The organism is Ensifer sp. SL37 (genome assembly GCF_026672675.1).
GTDB lineage: Bacteria > Pseudomonadota > Alphaproteobacteria > Rhizobiales > Rhizobiaceae > Ensifer > Ensifer adhaerens.
This window is the reverse complement of the sequence record NZ_JAPPRN010000002.1, coordinates 534,849-548,788: the sequence shown is the minus strand read 5'-3', so window position 1 is coordinate 548,788 and position 13,940 is coordinate 534,849. Positions and strand designations below refer to the sequence as shown.

Sequence of the window (13,940 nt, the reverse complement as noted above, 5' to 3'; positions counted from 1 at the left end):
GTGTCAGATAATTCGAGCAGAAATCCCCGATGTTGGCGAGTACAAGCCATTACGTTGGCAAGCGGCTACAGCTACAGGCACCGGAGATTTTGAAGGGTATCTTTACCGGCGATAGGGATGCTGGCAGGGTGTTTTTAATGGGCGTCACAATCGGCGCTCTATGCTGGCTTCAATGGCGTTATCGGCATGTTGTCTATCCGATGCACCGAAGGCTTAAAGCGCTGACTTGAACCTTGCCTTGATGTTTGCAATCGCCTCATCTGGTGTGATCTCGCCGCGCACTATCCGGTGCATTTCTGCTAGGCTTTCGGCGTCTGGCTCTATTCCTTCCAGACGAAGGGAGCCGATTGCAGCATCCAGCGCGGCACGGTTTTGGGCAATTTCCTCTGATGTCTGAGCGGGTTTTTCTGGCCCGGCCATGCCCGCGCCAGCCCAGCCATCGGCGGCAATCTCGTTCATTTCCTCAATCGTCAGCGGCTTTTCTGCCTTGCCTGCATGCCGACCGATGAAGGCGTCAATACCCGTCTTCTTGGGCATTCAATACCCCGCTTCTTTCTGGTGTCGAAAGGCCAGCACATACACGGCATCGTCGGCTGGCTCATGGCGATACAGCGCGACATAGCCGGAATCTCCGAACGCTATTACCAGCTCGCGCAGCTCCGGCAGCTCAGGGAAAGGCCGCCCTATATCCGGTGTCATTTCTAAGAGCAGGAATTGCCGCTCGATGGCATGCCCTGCCCGCTTGGCTGCTTCGGGAGCCTTGGCAGCCAAGAACCTGCGGCAGCGCTCCAATCCTTCAGCCGCGCCTTCCGTGACGATTACTCGTGGCACTCAGGCACTGCCTTTTCGTCATCGGTGCCCCAAGTTTTCAACCATGTGCGGACTTCCTGGCCGGTCAAATGCCGCCCGGTTTCCTGATAGGCCGCCCAAGACGCCAAGGCCTCTTGTTTGAAGCCCTCGCGGGCTTCCTCGCGGTCTACATACTGCTGGATCGCTTCGAGCATGATCCAGTGCGCCGAGCGTCGGCGCTGGCTGGCGAGCTGCTGGACGCGGCCTTTCAGGCCGTCGTCAATCTTGAGGGATGTTGCCATCGCTAGGGCCTCTTATCACATAGTAATACCCAGTGATAATGTAGCCCTTCTTTGTCGCGCTGTCCACGCGTTCGGCCTGTTGCGCTGAAATTGCCTTGAAGTGTCGCAAATATCCTAAGTTTTGCGACAGCGGCACAATCCCCGGTGTCGATTCCAGAAGACGACTTCAATGAGTGCTGAGAGTTTTCAATGGTTACCGGATCAGCGCTGCCCCGGTTGTTCAAAAGACGCTTTCAGTAAACCAGTTTTTTACCAGTAGTCGTGTTCAGTGGCCGGCATGGTAACCAGAAGTCCTGTTCAGCAGCCGATATCCGAATCTGCCCTGCTCCCCGAGAACGGCGTGCTTGGGCTGTCCGACGCTGCGTGGGCCGAAGCCAAGCGACGGGCAACGATCATCGCGCCGTTGGCCGATCTGTCGAAGGCCCCGGCGTATCTCGCCAGGCAGGCCGGCGCGGAACTCGGTCTCACCGAGCGAACCGTCTATTCCCTTATTCGCAGATACCGTCAATCGGGCGGGCTTCTCAGTTCATTGGCTCCGAAGCCACCGTCTGGTGGCAAGGGCCGAGGTCGGCTGTCGCATGCGGCGGAGACGGTGATTGCCGAGGCGATCCGTGATGAGTACCTGACCCGGCAAAAGAAGCGTGCCGAAGCTGTTGTGCGAACGGTGCGAGAGCGATGCGCCATTGCCGGAATCGTGGTGCCGTCGGCGAATACAATCCGGGCCAGAATTCGCGCGATCAAATCCGATCAGGCAGTCAGGCGCAGGCATGGCGGCGCTCGCAGCAAGGCCGCCCGGCGTCTGCAGGCAGCGGCGGGACAGACGCCGGAAACGACAAGACCCATGGAGGTGCTGCAGATCGACCATACGCCCGTCGATATCATCCTCGTTGACGAAACCTTCCGCCAGCCGCTCGGACGCCCTTACCTGACAGTGGCGATCGACGTTTACAGCCGCTGCATTGCGGGTTTTCTGCTGTCATTCGATCCACCGTCTGCGACAAGCGTCGGCCTTTGCATCGCACATGCGGCATCCGCGAAGTATAGCTATCTCCGGGCGCTTGGCATTGACGATCATGAATGGCCCGTCTCGGGCATCCCTGGTGGGCTCTATGTCGACAACGCTGCCGAGTTCCACTCGGAGGCCCTGACGCGGGGTTGCGAGCAGCACGGCATCGCGCTGAACTACCGCCCGGTGGCAACACCGCATTATGGCGGTATTGTCGAGCGTCTGATCGGTACGTTGATGCAAATGATCCACGAAGTTGCCGGTACGACATTTTCCAATCCGGTGGAGCGCGGCGACTACGACAGTGACGGCCAAGCTTGCATGACACTGGCCGAATTGGAGCAGTGGATGGCATTGGCGATTGTAGGGCGATATCACGATGACTTGCATGGCGGGCTCCTCGAACCGCCGATCGCACGATGGCGGCGTGGCGTGTCGGTTATTGGCGCACCGCGATCCATCACGCAGTCGCAAGCATTCCTGGTCGACTTCCTCCCGGTCCTTCGTCGTCGGGTTACCCGCGAGGGCTTTCGGCTCGACCACATCAGCTATTTCAGCAACGCATTGCATCCATGGATCGCAGAGCGTGATCGGCTGGGGCTTTTCATGATCCGGCGCGACCCGCGAGATCTTTCGCGTATATTTGCGCTCGATCAGGCCGGACAATTCTATGTCGAGGTTCCATGCGCGAGGCTCGATCGGCTAAGCATCACCCTATTTGAGCATCGGCAGGCCGTCGCCCGGCTGAAGGCTGAAGGACGCTCGCATGTCGATGAGGATTCCATTTTCCGTGCCGTGGGGAAACAACGAGAATTGGCCCGCGCAGCCGCTGCAGCTCGGCCCGGCGTAAACTTGCCCGGATCGCTGGAAACAGCCGTCCTCTGAATCAACCCGAACACGTGGAGTTGGAAGGAAACGCCGAGCCGCCGATCGTCGTGACCACGCTCTATCCGGCGACAAAATAGTGACAAGCGTAAAAGAAGGCCTCCCAAACCAGACAATCGACGCAGCGTCAGAACTTGATGACGCCCTGCGGCTCGACCTTTTGGCGGGCGCTCAATGGTCGATCGGCTACGATCGGGCACAGGACGCGCTGCGACGGTTCGAATACCTTCTGCAGTACGGGCCGGGGGCTTCGCCCGCCAAACGCCTTGCTGCTCAGCTCCACCAACAACGGCAAAAGCATGGTGGTCGAGAAATTCCGTCGATACGCCGGCTCCCCAGGAAGAGACCGATGCCGAGAATCTGCCCTGCGCGCGGCAGCAATTGCGGCGATCGAAACCGGTGACGAATCGATCAGCGAGCGCACGCTGCGCATCGCGGACTACAAAGGACCGGTGGAACGCCGCATCAGCATCGAGCGCCAGCTTGTTCCGGGTTGATGAAGCGGCTGCCGATCCATCCTCAACCCTTGCCGAATGAGGCGCTATCCTCGTGGATCTATCGTAAACGCGCAAATCTCTGCACCTTTTCATTGATGTTTAGGTGATGGAGTCTGCGTCCGCAATGGAGACTGCGGACGCAATGGCAATTGATGACAGAGAGATTTCGGAGCCGCTTCGGGTTGTGCGTGTTCTTCGCAACGGGAAGCGGTATTTTGATCGGGCTTCGAAGGAGCGCCTGATCGATGCGTGCCTTGAGCCTGGGGTATCGATTGCCGGACTTGCGCTTTCGCACGGGATCAATACCAATCAGCTGCGCAAGTGGGTAAATCAGCGCCAAGACCGGCAGGCGGCAAGCAAAGGATTGAGGGTTGTGACGAATTGCGTGGCACCGTCGGCCTTCGTTCCGGTGGTTGCGGCCGCGCCGATTGCGCGACCGCCGGCTCCGTCGGCTCGGCCGACATCGCCACGGGTGCGGTTGAGGGCGTCGCTACCGAACGGTGTGCGGCTTGAGCTTGAAGATGCGGATGCTGAGGCTCTGTCGGCGATGATCGAAGCGTTGGGGCGTTGCGATGTTCCGGCTGGCTGATGATCTGCGCGTCTATCTTCACCGGGAGCCGATCGACTTTCGTGCGGGGATCAACAGCCTTGCGATCCTGGTGGAGCAGTCAATGGGCCTCAACCCGTTCGAGCGCGCGGTGTTCGCCTTCTGCAATCGTCGCAGAACCCGGATGAAATTGCTGTTCTTCGATCGGTCTGGTTTTGTGCTCGTGTTGAAGGCGCTGACGGAAGACAAGTTCCGCTGGCCCAAGCGGCAGGAGGCGGTGGTGGCGCTTGACGCCGAACAACTGCACTGGTTGCTCGACGGCATTGATCTTGACGCGATGGTGCGCCATCCGGTGCGGCAATATGAATTTGTCGGCTGAACTTTGCCGTTGACGTAAGGGAACGGCTCAGATTCAAGACTATGATGAATCGAGCCGGCACCCCTGATGTTGCGGAATTGATGGCGCTTTTGGCGGCGAATGCTGCAGAAATCGCCGCGCTGAAGGCCGAGAAGGATATCCTCGCGCAGCGCGTCTTCAAGCTTGAGGAAGAACTGGCGCTGGCGCAGTTGCATCGTTTTGCGCCGCGCAGCGAAAAGCACATGGATCGCATCTTCAACGAAGCCGAGCAGGCTGCCCTTGAGGGGGACGAGGACAGCGAAGACGCCGATGATGCCGTCGCTCTACCGGACACGGGATTGCCGGAGATCGAAAAACCCGACGGCAAGAAACCCGGCCGCAGGCCGTTGCCGGCGAACCTGCCGCGCCAGCGCGTCGAGTATGACCTTGCCGACGACCAGAAGGTCTGTCCGTGCTGCAGCCACCCGATGCATCGCATGGGCGAGCTGGTTACCGAGCAGCTTCACATCGAGGTGAAGGCCACGGTTCTGCAGAATGCGCGAGCCAAATATGCGTGCCGTAACTGCGACCGCACCGGGATCAGCACGCCTGTTCGCGCTCGTTCATAAATATGTCGACGGCACGCCGCTCTATCGTTTGGCGCAAGCCTTCGAGCGCGCTGGCGTTCCTGTCAGCCGTGGCGCTCTGGGCCATTGGGTGATCGGTTCGAGCGAGAGACACCTCATTCGCGTCTATGACGCACTGAAGCTGCGGTTGCGATCCCAGACCGTCATCCATGGCGACGAGAGTGTGCTGCAGAGCACACGGAAAGGATGGTCTAGATGGCCTGACAGACTGTGTGCGTAAAGCTGCGATGATGATGAGGGATGGCCCCTCGGGCTCGGCTTTCAGGAGCTGGGTCCAAACCACTCCAAGCGGCTGCGTTTAAGAGACGTGGTCGTAAGCGTTGGAGCCAAGTCCAGGGTATACCCTGGGCCGGTACGCATCCGAGAGACGAATGAAAATGAACCTTCCGATGAAGCGTCGTAACGTGAAACCTGTCGTCAAAACCAGAGATTTCTCGTCTCTCTGGGATCAGCTTGTCAGATGCCTGGTGACCGGGCAAGCGGCGACCGGCGTTGAGGGGGCGTGAAGCGGATGCAGGCATTGTCGCGGAACTGCAGGAACCAGTCGCTCCGATGCAAAGGGAGAAGCACAAGCGGAGAAAACCGTGAGGCGAGAGTACCGATGCGGAGCACTGGGACGGACCGATTTGTAGTAGCGATGAAGGCTCGTAATGGAGCTGGAGCGAAGAGGTCGGATCAGGTGGGCATATTATCAACACAACTGGCAACAGGAGGACGTTGATGGATACGCAAAGCAAGCCGTTCAATATCAGTAAGCAGAAGGTGTACGAAGCTTATCTGCAGGTGCGATCCAACGGAGGCGCAGCTGGTGTGGATGGGGTAACGATTGAGCAGTTCGAGGCCGATCTGAAGGGGAATCTCTATAAGATCTGGAACAGGATGAGCTCAGGCACGTACTTCCCTCCGCCAGTTCGCGCCGTTTCCATTCCTAAGAAGAGTGGAGGCGAGCGGATCCTCGGGGTACCAACGGTGGCAGATCGCGTGGCCCAAAGTGTGGTCAAGCAGATGATTGAGCCGGATCTGGACGCAGTCTTTCTGGCAGATTCTTATGGCTATCGGCCCGACAAGTCGGCGCTGGATGCCATCGGCGTTACGCGCAAGCGGTGCTGGAAATATGATTGGGTTCTGGAATTCGATATCAAAGGGCTGTTTGACAATATTGACCATGACCTTCTGCTACGGGCTGTTCGCAAACACATAACATGTGCCTGGGCGCTGCTCTACATCGAAAGATGGCTGACAGCACCGATGCGGAAAGAGGATGGGACAAACGTCGAGCGAAACTGCGGCACGCCACAAGGCGGTGTCGTTAGCCCGATACTTGCCAACCTGTTCCTGCATTATGCATTCGACGTGTGGATGGGCAGACAGTTCCCTGACCTGCCATGGTGTCGTTACGCGGATGATGGGCTGGTGCATTGCCGGAGCGAGAGTGAAGCGCGGATCGTCAGAGAAGCGCTCGCAGCTCGTCTTTTGGAATGCCGCTTGGAAATGCATCCCGGGAAAACGAAAATCGTCTACTGCAAAGATGATCGACGGAGGGGTAGGCACGAGACCGTCAAATTTGACTTTCTCGGGTATTGCTTTCGTCCGCGATCCGTTCGGGGACAACTTTCGCAGAAAACGTTCTGCGGATTTACCCCGGCCGTCAGCATATCATCGCTGAACTCGATGCGAGAGAGGATTAGAAGGCTGAAACTCCGCAAACGAACGGAGGTGACGTTGGACGACATTGCTCGCGAAATAAACCCAATCGTTCGGGGATGGATCGCATACTATGGGCAATACTCGCGCTCGGCACTTTATCCGATGGCGCGATACATCAACGAAACCCTCTATGTTTGGTTCAAACGGAAATATAAGCGCTTCCGCAAACGCCTGGGGCAAGCGCGCCTCTTTGTTGCAAAGATTGCGCGTGAAAACCGGAAGCTGTTCGTACACTGGCAACTTGGTAATGGCACGGAGCTCGCCTGAGGGGAGCCGGGTGAGGTGAGAGAGGTGGCTCGGTTTGTTTGGACAGGTCTTCCCGGTTTTTAAGTGGAATCCTGCCTGTGGTTAAGCCGCTTCGGGCAGCGGTGTCGGGGTTAAGTAGGCCTCATCCGGAGTCTTGCCGTCAAGGCTCGAATGTGGCCGTCTCTGATTGTAGAAGTCGAGATACTTTCCGATCGATGCACGGGCCTGGCGGACGCTGTCGTAGGCCTTGAGGTAGACCTCTTCGTATTTCACCGACCGCCACAGCCGCTCGACGAAGACATTGTCCCGCCAGGCACCCTTGCCGTCCATGCTGATCTTGATCTTGTGGTCGAGCAGCACCTTTGTGAAGTCGTGGCTGGTGAACTGGCTGCCCTGATCCGAGTTGAAGATCTCGGGCTTGCCGTAGCAGGCCAGCGCTTCCTCGAGAGCCTCGACGCATGGCGCAGCGTCCATGGTGATCGACAACCGCCACGACAGAACCTTGCGCGTGAACCAATCGATGATGGCGATCAAATAGCAGAACCCGCGCGCCATCGGGATGTAGGTCAGATCCGTTGCCCAGACCTGGTTGGGCCGATCGACCTTCAGAGCGCGCAGCAAATAGGGATAGATCTTGTGCCCATCGCCGGGTGCTGACGTGCGCGGCTTGCGGTAAAGCGCCGCGATCCCCATGCGTTTCATCAGGGTCCGCACATGCAGTCGGCCGACGTCAGCGCCTTCGCGCGTCAGAAGCTTCTGCAGCATCCGGCTGCCCGCGAACGGGTAGTCCAGATGCAGCTCGTCGATCCGACGCATCAGCGCAAGATCCGCCGGCGACGCCGGTTGTGGCATGTAGTAGACGATGCTGCGACTGATCCCCAAAGCTCGGGCCTGGCGGGTGATGGACAGTTCGTGATCGCGGTCGATCATTTCTTTACGCTCCCCAACAGTCCCGCCTTGGTGAGCGCGCCGGATAAAAAATCGTTCTCCAGCGAAAGCTCCCCGATCTTGGCGTGCAGCGTCTTTACATCCACCGCAGGCTCCGACGGCTTTGATCCCGTGTCGAAGATCGCCGTCATGCCCGCAAGCGCCTGATTATAGCGCGGCGATCAGGATGAGACGGCGGCGACAATCTGGATGAGACTCTTATGTCGCGGTCGGGATGAAAGTATCATGCTGATTGTCGCTGGCAAGAGTCTCGTCGTGTTCTGATTGCCGCTCCGCGACAATCTGGGAAGCACTTTTAATTGTCGCGAAGGCGGCAGGTCTGCCGCGCTGGCGTTTGGCTTCCATGGCGGAACGTCGCCGATAGCTTTCGACGTTCATTTCGAAGATCGTTGCGTGATGAACAAGTCGGTCCACCGCCGCAAGCGTCATGGCCGGGTCCGGAAAGACGCGGTTCCATTCCCCGAAGGGCTGATTGGCGGTGATCATGATGGAACGCCGCTCATATCTTGCGGAGATGAGTTCGAAGAGCACGCTGGTTTCGGCCTGGTCCTTGGTGACGTAGGCCAGATCGTCGAGGATGAGCAGATCGAACTTGTCGAGCTTTGCGATGGCGGATTCGAGCTGGAGCTCACGCCGTGCGACCTGCAGCTTCTGAACGAGGTCGGTCGTGCGCGTGAACAGCACTCGCCAACCGTTCTCGATCAGTGCGAGGCCAATGGCTGCGGCGAGATGGCTCTTTCCGCCTCCGGGCGGGCCGAACAACAGGATATTGGCACCTTTGGCGAGCCAGCTATCGCCGGCGGCAATGGCCATGACCTGCGCCTTGGAGACCATGGGCACAGCGTCGAAAGCGAAGCTCTCGAGGGTCTTTCCGGGCGGCAGATGCGCCTCGGCGAGGTGACGTTCGATCCTGCGATGCGCCCGTTCAGCCAGCTCGTGTTCGGCGATAGCGGAGAGGAAGCGAGCCGCGGGCCACCCTTCACGATCGGCCTGTTCGGCAAATTGCGGCCACAGCGTTTTGATTGTCGGCAGCCTCAGGTCTTTGAGCATGATGCCGAGGCGGGCTTCGTCGATGGTGTTGTGGACATTTTTCATGCGGCCTCTCCCGCATAAGCAGGCCCCATCAGGGCTTCATAGCTATTGAGCGATGCGAGCTGCACATGAACGGTCGGCAACTGGTCCGGGTCCGGGCCGAAGATGGCTCTCAAGGCCATCAGGTCGGGCAGTTTGCGGGCGTCGAGCGTTCTGGCAAGCTCCTCGGCCAGTTCACGCTCGCAACCACGATCATGAGCCAGGGCCAGCAGTTCGACGGTGACCTTGCAAGCCTGCCGGTCAGGCAGTTGCTCGATGAGAGTGTCGAAAGCCCTTCGGTATTCCGGCCGAGGGAAGAGCTTGTCGCGATAGACCAGGTTGAGAAGCGCCATCGGCTTTTTGCGCAGGGAATGAATGACGTGGTGATAGTTGACGACCTGATCGTGCTTGCCGCTCGCATGGGCGCGACCTCGCGGCAACGTCAGCAGATGCGTGCCGCCGATGAAGACGTCGAGACGATCGTCAAACAAACGCACACGCAGCCGATGGCCGATCAAACGGGAGGGGACGGTGTAGAAGACTTTGCGCAAGGCGAAGCCGCCGGTGCGCGACACGGTGACGACCACCTCCTCGAAGTCGGTGGTGCGGCGAGCGGGAAGTGCCTGCAGATGCGGGCGCTCGGCATCGATGCGCTTGCCATGCGCGGCATTGCGGCGGCTGACGATCTCGTCGATGAAGGCGCGGTAGGAGCGGAGATCGTTGAAGTCTCGGGTGCCGCGCATCAGGAGTGCATCGCGGACGGCGCTCTTGAGATGGCCGTGGGAACTTTCGATCGAACCGTTCTCGTGGGCGATGCCCTTGTTGTTACGGGTTGGCGTCATCCGGTAATGAGCGCACAGGTCCTCATAGCGGTTGGTGAGATCGACCTTGGCATCGGCATCGAGGTTGCGGAAGGCGGCCGACAGGCTGTCGCTGCGGTGATAGAGCGGCGAACCGCCGACCGACCACAGGGCGTTCTGCAGGCCCTCCGCCAAGGCGACGAAGCTTTCGCCGCCAAGGATGACATGGGCGTGTTCGAAGCCCGACCAAACCAGCCGGAAGTGATAAAGCAGATGGTCGAGCGGCTGGCCGGCGATCGTCACGCTGAGGCTGCCCATGTCGGTAAAATCCGACAGCCCCAACCGGTACCGGGTTCGTGCGTCTGGCGAAAGATCACCTCCTGTGCCTCACCGTGAACGGCCCGCCAGGACCGAATGCGCCGCTCAAGTGTGCGGCGAATGCCTTCGGGCAGTTCCGGATGACGTCGCAGCATCTCGTCGTAAACGGCGACCGCACGAATGCCGGGAGCGGCCTTGAGAAGCGGAACAACCTCCGCATCAAAGATATGCTCAAGCGGATCGGGGCGACGCCGACCGCGCGGCGGCTTGTTCTGCGACGGAAGGCGCTGCTCTTTCTCGATGCGGAATGCCGTCGCCCGGCTGATCGACGCCTTCGCGGCGGCGACCTCAACAGAATGCGTTTGTCGATACTTCATGAATAATCTCATCTGATGATCGGTTACATGGCGACCCGGCACAAAGGTGGTTCTCCATTCCAGAAAACCGCCACCGTAGCGGGCCGACTGCGATCATGAGACGCCTAAAAATTGCGCCGCGGCGGGAGTGTAACTCCGGTCGGGCTACGCCCTCCCTTCGTCACACCCCCGCCGCCGAGTCTCATCCTGATTGACGCTGAATCTCACCTTGATTGCCGCCGCGCACCTGATCTCGCCACGTCGTGATCTGGTTGGCGTGAACGTCGTATTGTTGCGCAAGCTCCGATAACGTCTTCTCCCCCTGGATCGCAGCAAGGGCTACACGCGCCTTGAAGGCTGCGCTGTGGTTTCGGCGGGGTCGTCTGCTCAAGTGATTCTCCTGTTACGGCACTCTCGCCGCTCTCAGCCAGAAATTCCACTTAACGACCTGTCCAATTTTCCCGAGCCACCTCTGATATACTGGTGTGCGGCCTGGATGACGTGCTGCCCCGATCATCATGAAATGCTGGAAGCCCAGTTCTTCCAACCGGGCATCAGGCGCGAAAATCTTTATGCTTTCACACCTCCCCGCGCCGCGTCGAGGGAAGTTGTGGCTCTCGACAGGTTGACCCTGCAGGCCGTCACCGGAGGCAGCGTCTTGCTGCCGCACGGTCGCGTGATCAGTGCCGTGGTCTGGATGCGGGCGCTACGCAGCCTCATCGACGAACTAATTCGTCCCGTATACACCTTAGCTCGCTCGAAACAGATCATTGTTCGCGCATGAAAAGCTGCCGGGATGTCCTTGCACGAGGGTCTGGGCCTAGTACCTCTGCACAGAGGATTTGACGAGTTGGTTGGGTTGCAGCGTGGGTAGGCAGTTGTTGCTGACGAGCAGTTCGATGCTGCGGGCGACGCCGGGTTTCCTTCGGATTAATCCGGCCCGCTCGAGGGAGAGCACCATTTGGTGGACGGATGGTGGGGTGACGCCGAAATAGCGTTGCAGGTCACGCTCGGCCGGCGGCCGTTCGTTGATTTGGCTATAGGCCCAGATGAAGGCGAGGTACTGGCCCTGCTTTTCGGTGAAGTGGGGTGGCGCTGCCGGCTGCCCGTCAAGTAATTGATTCATTTTTCGATTCATCCGGAACCTCCGCAATTGAAGGAGGCTTTCCGGATGAATGTACGCCATCGTGTCGACCTCGACCAACCCGAACGCGACGAACTCTTGAGCATGCTGCGCGGCGGCAAGCACCCGGCGCGCAAGCTCAAGCGGGCGCAGATCCTGCTCGCCGCCGAGGCGGGGCTCAGCGACGAGACCATCGCCGCAACGGTGGCGGTCGGCGGTTCCACAGTCTACCGCACCAAGCGTCGCTTCGTGGAGATGGGCCTGGAGGCGGCGCTTGGCGAGGAGCCGCGCCCGGGCGCGCAACGCAAGCTGACCGGCAAGGAGGAAGCCCTGCTGGTGGCCACCGCCTGCTCCAGCCCGCCGCCGGGCTGCGCCCGCTGGACGCTGGAGCTGCTGGCCGACGCGTTCGTCAAGCTGACCGAGCACGAACAGCTGTCGCGCGAGACGGTGCGCCGGCGCCTGGCCGAGAATGATGTCAAGCCATGGCGCAAGGACATGTGGTGCATTCCCAAGATCGATGCCGAGTATGTCGCGCGCATGGAGGATGTGCTCGACCTCTATGCCGAAGCGTCCGACCCGCAGCGGTAGGTGGTGTGCTTCGACGAAAGCCCGACCCAGCTCATCGGCGAGGTGCGCCAGCCGATCCCGGCCGAACCCGGAAGGCCGCAACGCTACGACTGCGAGTACAAACGCAATGGCACTGCCAACCTGTTCGTCTTCCTCGACGCGCACCGATCCTGGCGCAAGGTGAAAGTCACCGAACGGCGTACGGCCGAGGACTTCGCCCACTGCATGCGCGATCTCGTCGATGTCCATTATCCCGAGGCCGCCTGCATCCGCGTGGTGCTCGACAATCTGTCGACCCACACACCCGCTGCGCTCTACCAGGCCCTGCCGGTACGATGAGGCGCGCCGAAGCCTCAGAAGGCTGGAATTCCACTACACGCCCAAGCACGCCAGCTGGCTTAACATGGTCGAGATCGAAATCGGCGTCCTGCGCGGCCAATGCCTCAACCGCCGCATCGAAAGCCGCGACCGCCTCGTCGACGAGGTTGCAGCCTGGGAACGCCGACGCAACGCCAGTGGTGCCCGCATCAAATGGATGTTCTCTACCGAGAAGGCCCGCGTCAAGCTGGCCAAAGCCTACCCAAAACCAACGGCCAAAGAATCATAACCTCTGTGCAGAGCTACTAGTCCGCGTTTTTGAAATCATGTCGGCGGAACAAAGAGAAAGGGCATTTGCGGTGGCGGCGGCGGCCGTCGATCGTCTGCTGGAGGGTAGTCTCGATACCCGACCCGCCAACGTCAAATACTGGTCGATGTCGACCATCTTCGACCCGCCGCCAAAGCACCCCGAGGAAGATCTTCTTTCTCGCCCACCGCCGGGGCGCGCACACACCCAGCCAGCCCCCGCTAAGACGTGGGGGGAGCTATGGGAGGCGGCTGTCGCTGCCGCGAAACGCAGTCCACTCGAGGCGTATCATCTTCGTCAACTGATGATCTGCAATCTACCGGAAGCGAAGATCGCCGGAGTCGATGAAGGTTTGCGCGATTTGGGCATTCCTATTGTGATGCTGCGCCCAGAGGCGTGATGTCACAGAATCAAAAGGCGACACCTTTGCGGGTGGTAACGCCTGTGAGAAAGCGCGCAAAAATGGCGCCGACGATCGATATGAGTATTTCATTGCTATTCGGCGCTGATTATCAGCGCCATGTGGCACCATTCAAGTTCGGTTTAAGGTCCGATAAACGGTCGGCCGTGAGATCGAGAACAGCTCTGCAAGATCGCTGATCGAGTAATCGCCGGTGTCGTACATCCGGCGCAGTTCCTTTTGCTGCCGATCAGAGAGTTTCGGCTTCTTGCAGCGCAGCTTTCCCTTGGCCCGGGCAACCGCCATGCCCTCTCGTGTTCGCATTTTGATAAGGTCCGCCTCGAATTCGGCGAAGGTGGCGAGGATGTTGAAAAACAGCTTGCCCATCGGGTCAGACGGGTCATGAACGCTGGCTCCGATCTGCAACTTGCCCCCCGTCCGGAGAGATCATCTCCCATCGCACGTGCGTCAGGGACTGATCGGGCGAGCCGATCGAGTTTTGGCACGACCAAGGTGTCGCCGCTCCGGACCGCTGCCAGCGCTTGATCCAAGCCCGGTCGTGCGCGGTTCGTGCCGGTGAAACCGTGATCGGTGTAGATGCGATCGGCTGGAACGCCGAGTTTCAGCAGAGCGTCCTTTTGCGCCGCAAGGTCCTGTTTGTCGGTGGAGCAGCGGGCGTAGCCGATAAGCATTTTCGTCATACAGAAATATGTAACGTAAGAAGCCCCCTCATTGCAAGAAATATCGTACCACTCAAGTGAGACGAATG

13 protein-coding genes and 8 pseudogenes are annotated in these 13,940 nt (G+C 59.5%); 10 read left to right on the top strand and 11 right to left on the bottom strand.

The window, feature by feature from the left end; all coding sequences use genetic code 11:
* Nucleotides 1-213: 213 nt before the first annotated feature.
* The 4 genes and pseudogenes from OVA00_RS10510 to OVA00_RS10495 form a co-directional block, all read right to left on the bottom strand.
* Complete coding sequence (locus tag OVA00_RS10510; protein ID WP_268088877.1) at nucleotides 214-420, bottom strand: antitoxin VbhA family protein; 207 nt, start codon at nucleotides 418-420, stop codon at nucleotides 214-216.
* A gap of 6 nt (nucleotides 421-426) precedes the next feature.
* Nucleotides 427-519, bottom strand: a pseudogene (locus tag OVA00_RS10505) (AbrB/MazE/SpoVT family DNA-binding domain-containing protein); the annotation flags it as partial.
* A gap of 18 nt (nucleotides 520-537) precedes the next feature.
* Entirely contained in the window at nucleotides 538-771 is a 234-nt protein-coding gene (locus OVA00_RS10500; protein ID WP_442780481.1) for a type II toxin-antitoxin system RelE/ParE family toxin, read from the bottom strand.
* Nucleotides 772-818: 47 nt separating this feature from the next.
* Nucleotides 819-1,091 (bottom strand): CopG family ribbon-helix-helix protein, encoded by a 273-nt coding sequence (locus OVA00_RS10495; RefSeq protein WP_268088795.1) that lies wholly within the window; start codon nucleotides 1,089-1,091, stop codon nucleotides 819-821.
* Nucleotides 1,092-1,368: 277 nt separating this feature from the next.
* Here OVA00_RS10495 and OVA00_RS10490 point away from each other — a divergent pair.
* From OVA00_RS10490 to ltrA, 7 genes and pseudogenes are all read left to right on the top strand, one after another.
* Nucleotides 1,369-1,590 (top strand): annotated as a pseudogene (locus OVA00_RS10490) (hypothetical protein); the annotation flags it as partial.
* A 342-nt stretch (nucleotides 1,591-1,932) separates the two neighbouring features.
* Entirely contained in the window at nucleotides 1,933-2,982 is a 1,050-nt protein-coding gene (locus OVA00_RS10485) for a transposase family protein (RefSeq protein ID WP_268088875.1), read from the top strand.
* A gap of 299 nt (nucleotides 2,983-3,281) precedes the next feature.
* On the top strand, nucleotides 3,282-3,479 hold the full coding sequence (locus OVA00_RS10480; protein ID WP_268088794.1) for a hypothetical protein: 198 nt from the start codon (nucleotides 3,282-3,284) through the stop codon (nucleotides 3,477-3,479).
* A 142-nt stretch (nucleotides 3,480-3,621) separates the two neighbouring features.
* The gene (gene tnpA / locus OVA00_RS10475; protein ID WP_268088793.1) at nucleotides 3,622-4,068 is read left to right on the top strand and encodes an IS66-like element accessory protein TnpA; all 447 of its coding nucleotides are present in this window, start codon (nucleotides 3,622-3,624) and stop codon (nucleotides 4,066-4,068) included.
* Complete coding sequence (gene tnpB, locus OVA00_RS10470) at nucleotides 4,052-4,405, top strand: IS66 family insertion sequence element accessory protein TnpB (protein ID WP_173516751.1); 354 nt, start codon at nucleotides 4,052-4,054, stop codon at nucleotides 4,403-4,405. Before tnpA ends, tnpB begins: the two co-directional genes overlap by 17 nt.
* A gap of 44 nt (nucleotides 4,406-4,449) precedes the next feature.
* Nucleotides 4,450-5,182: pseudogene (locus OVA00_RS10465) on the top strand (IS66 family transposase); the annotation flags it as partial.
* Nucleotides 5,183-5,730: 548 nt separating this feature from the next.
* On the top strand, nucleotides 5,731-6,984 hold the full coding sequence (ltrA, locus tag OVA00_RS10460; RefSeq protein ID WP_268088792.1) for a group II intron reverse transcriptase/maturase: 1,254 nt from the start codon (nucleotides 5,731-5,733) through the stop codon (nucleotides 6,982-6,984).
* 81 nt (nucleotides 6,985-7,065) lie between these two features.
* On the opposite strand, the pseudogene OVA00_RS10455 reads toward ltrA, so the two are convergent.
* The 4 genes and pseudogenes from OVA00_RS10455 to OVA00_RS10440 form a co-directional block, all read right to left on the bottom strand.
* Nucleotides 7,066-8,060 (bottom strand): annotated as a pseudogene (locus OVA00_RS10455) (IS3 family transposase); the annotation flags it as partial.
* A gap of 49 nt (nucleotides 8,061-8,109) precedes the next feature.
* On the bottom strand, nucleotides 8,110-9,006 hold the full coding sequence (istB, locus tag OVA00_RS10450) for an IS21-like element helper ATPase IstB (protein WP_268088791.1): 897 nt from the start codon (nucleotides 9,004-9,006) through the stop codon (nucleotides 8,110-8,112).
* Nucleotides 9,003-10,519 (bottom strand): annotated as a pseudogene (gene istA, locus OVA00_RS10445) (IS21 family transposase). Before istA ends, istB begins: the two are co-directional and overlap by 4 nt.
* 178 nt (nucleotides 10,520-10,697) lie before the next feature.
* Nucleotides 10,698-10,847 (bottom strand): annotated as a pseudogene (locus OVA00_RS10440) (transposase); the annotation flags it as partial.
* A gap of 132 nt (nucleotides 10,848-10,979) precedes the next feature.
* On the opposite strand from OVA00_RS10440, the gene OVA00_RS10435 reads away from it, so the two are divergent.
* Nucleotides 10,980-11,240 (top strand): hypothetical protein, encoded by a 261-nt coding sequence (locus tag OVA00_RS10435; RefSeq protein ID WP_268088789.1) that lies wholly within the window; start codon nucleotides 10,980-10,982, stop codon nucleotides 11,238-11,240.
* Between the two features lie 36 nt (nucleotides 11,241-11,276).
* Here the strand turns inward: OVA00_RS10435 and OVA00_RS10430 are convergent, their stop codons facing one another.
* Nucleotides 11,277-11,582, bottom strand: a complete 306-nt coding sequence (locus tag OVA00_RS10430; protein ID WP_268088749.1) for a LexA family protein — start codon at nucleotides 11,580-11,582, stop codon at nucleotides 11,277-11,279.
* Nucleotides 11,583-11,627: 45 nt separating this feature from the next.
* On the opposite strand from OVA00_RS10430, the pseudogene OVA00_RS10425 reads away from it, so the two are divergent.
* Together OVA00_RS10425 and OVA00_RS10420 are read left to right on the top strand one after the other, a co-directional pair.
* Nucleotides 11,628-12,753 (top strand): annotated as a pseudogene (locus OVA00_RS10425) (IS630 family transposase).
* Between the two features lie 37 nt (nucleotides 12,754-12,790).
* A complete protein-coding gene (locus OVA00_RS10420; RefSeq protein ID WP_268088787.1) occupies nucleotides 12,791-13,171 on the top strand; it encodes a hypothetical protein in 381 nt (126 codons plus the stop codon).
* Between the two features lie 132 nt (nucleotides 13,172-13,303).
* Here the strand turns inward: OVA00_RS10420 and OVA00_RS10415 are convergent, their stop codons facing one another.
* The gene (locus OVA00_RS10415) at nucleotides 13,304-13,597 is read right to left on the bottom strand and encodes a helix-turn-helix domain-containing protein (protein ID WP_268088786.1); all 294 of its coding nucleotides are present in this window, start codon (nucleotides 13,595-13,597) and stop codon (nucleotides 13,304-13,306) included.
* A 56-nt stretch (nucleotides 13,598-13,653) separates the two neighbouring features.
* A pseudogene (locus OVA00_RS10410) lies at nucleotides 13,654-13,863 on the bottom strand (recombinase family protein); the annotation flags it as partial.
* Nucleotides 13,864-13,940 lie beyond the last annotated feature (77 nt).

Coding starts and splice junctions, on each gene's coding strand:
- OVA00_RS10510 (WP_268088877.1), bottom strand. CDS start 420: ATGGCCGGGCCAGAAAAACCCGCTCAGACATCAGAGGAAATTGCCCAA.
- OVA00_RS10495 (WP_268088795.1), bottom strand. CDS start 1,091: ATGGCAACATCCCTCAAGATTGACGACGGCCTGAAAGGCCGCGTCCAG.
- OVA00_RS10485 (WP_268088875.1), top strand. CDS start 1,933: ATGGAGGTGCTGCAGATCGACCATACGCCCGTCGATATCATCCTCGTT.
- OVA00_RS10480 (WP_268088794.1), top strand. CDS start 3,282: ATGGTGGTCGAGAAATTCCGTCGATACGCCGGCTCCCCAGGAAGAGAC.
- tnpA (WP_268088793.1), top strand. CDS start 3,622: ATGGCAATTGATGACAGAGAGATTTCGGAGCCGCTTCGGGTTGTGCGT.
- tnpB (WP_173516751.1), top strand. CDS start 4,052: ATGTTCCGGCTGGCTGATGATCTGCGCGTCTATCTTCACCGGGAGCCG.
- ltrA (WP_268088792.1), top strand. CDS start 5,731: ATGGATACGCAAAGCAAGCCGTTCAATATCAGTAAGCAGAAGGTGTAC.
- istB (WP_268088791.1), bottom strand. CDS start 9,006: ATGAAAAATGTCCACAACACCATCGACGAAGCCCGCCTCGGCATCATG.
- OVA00_RS10435 (WP_268088789.1), top strand. CDS start 10,980: ATGCTGGAAGCCCAGTTCTTCCAACCGGGCATCAGGCGCGAAAATCTT.
- OVA00_RS10430 (WP_268088749.1), bottom strand. CDS start 11,582: ATGAATCAATTACTTGACGGGCAGCCGGCAGCGCCACCCCACTTCACC.
- OVA00_RS10420 (WP_268088787.1), top strand. CDS start 12,791: ATGTCGGCGGAACAAAGAGAAAGGGCATTTGCGGTGGCGGCGGCGGCC.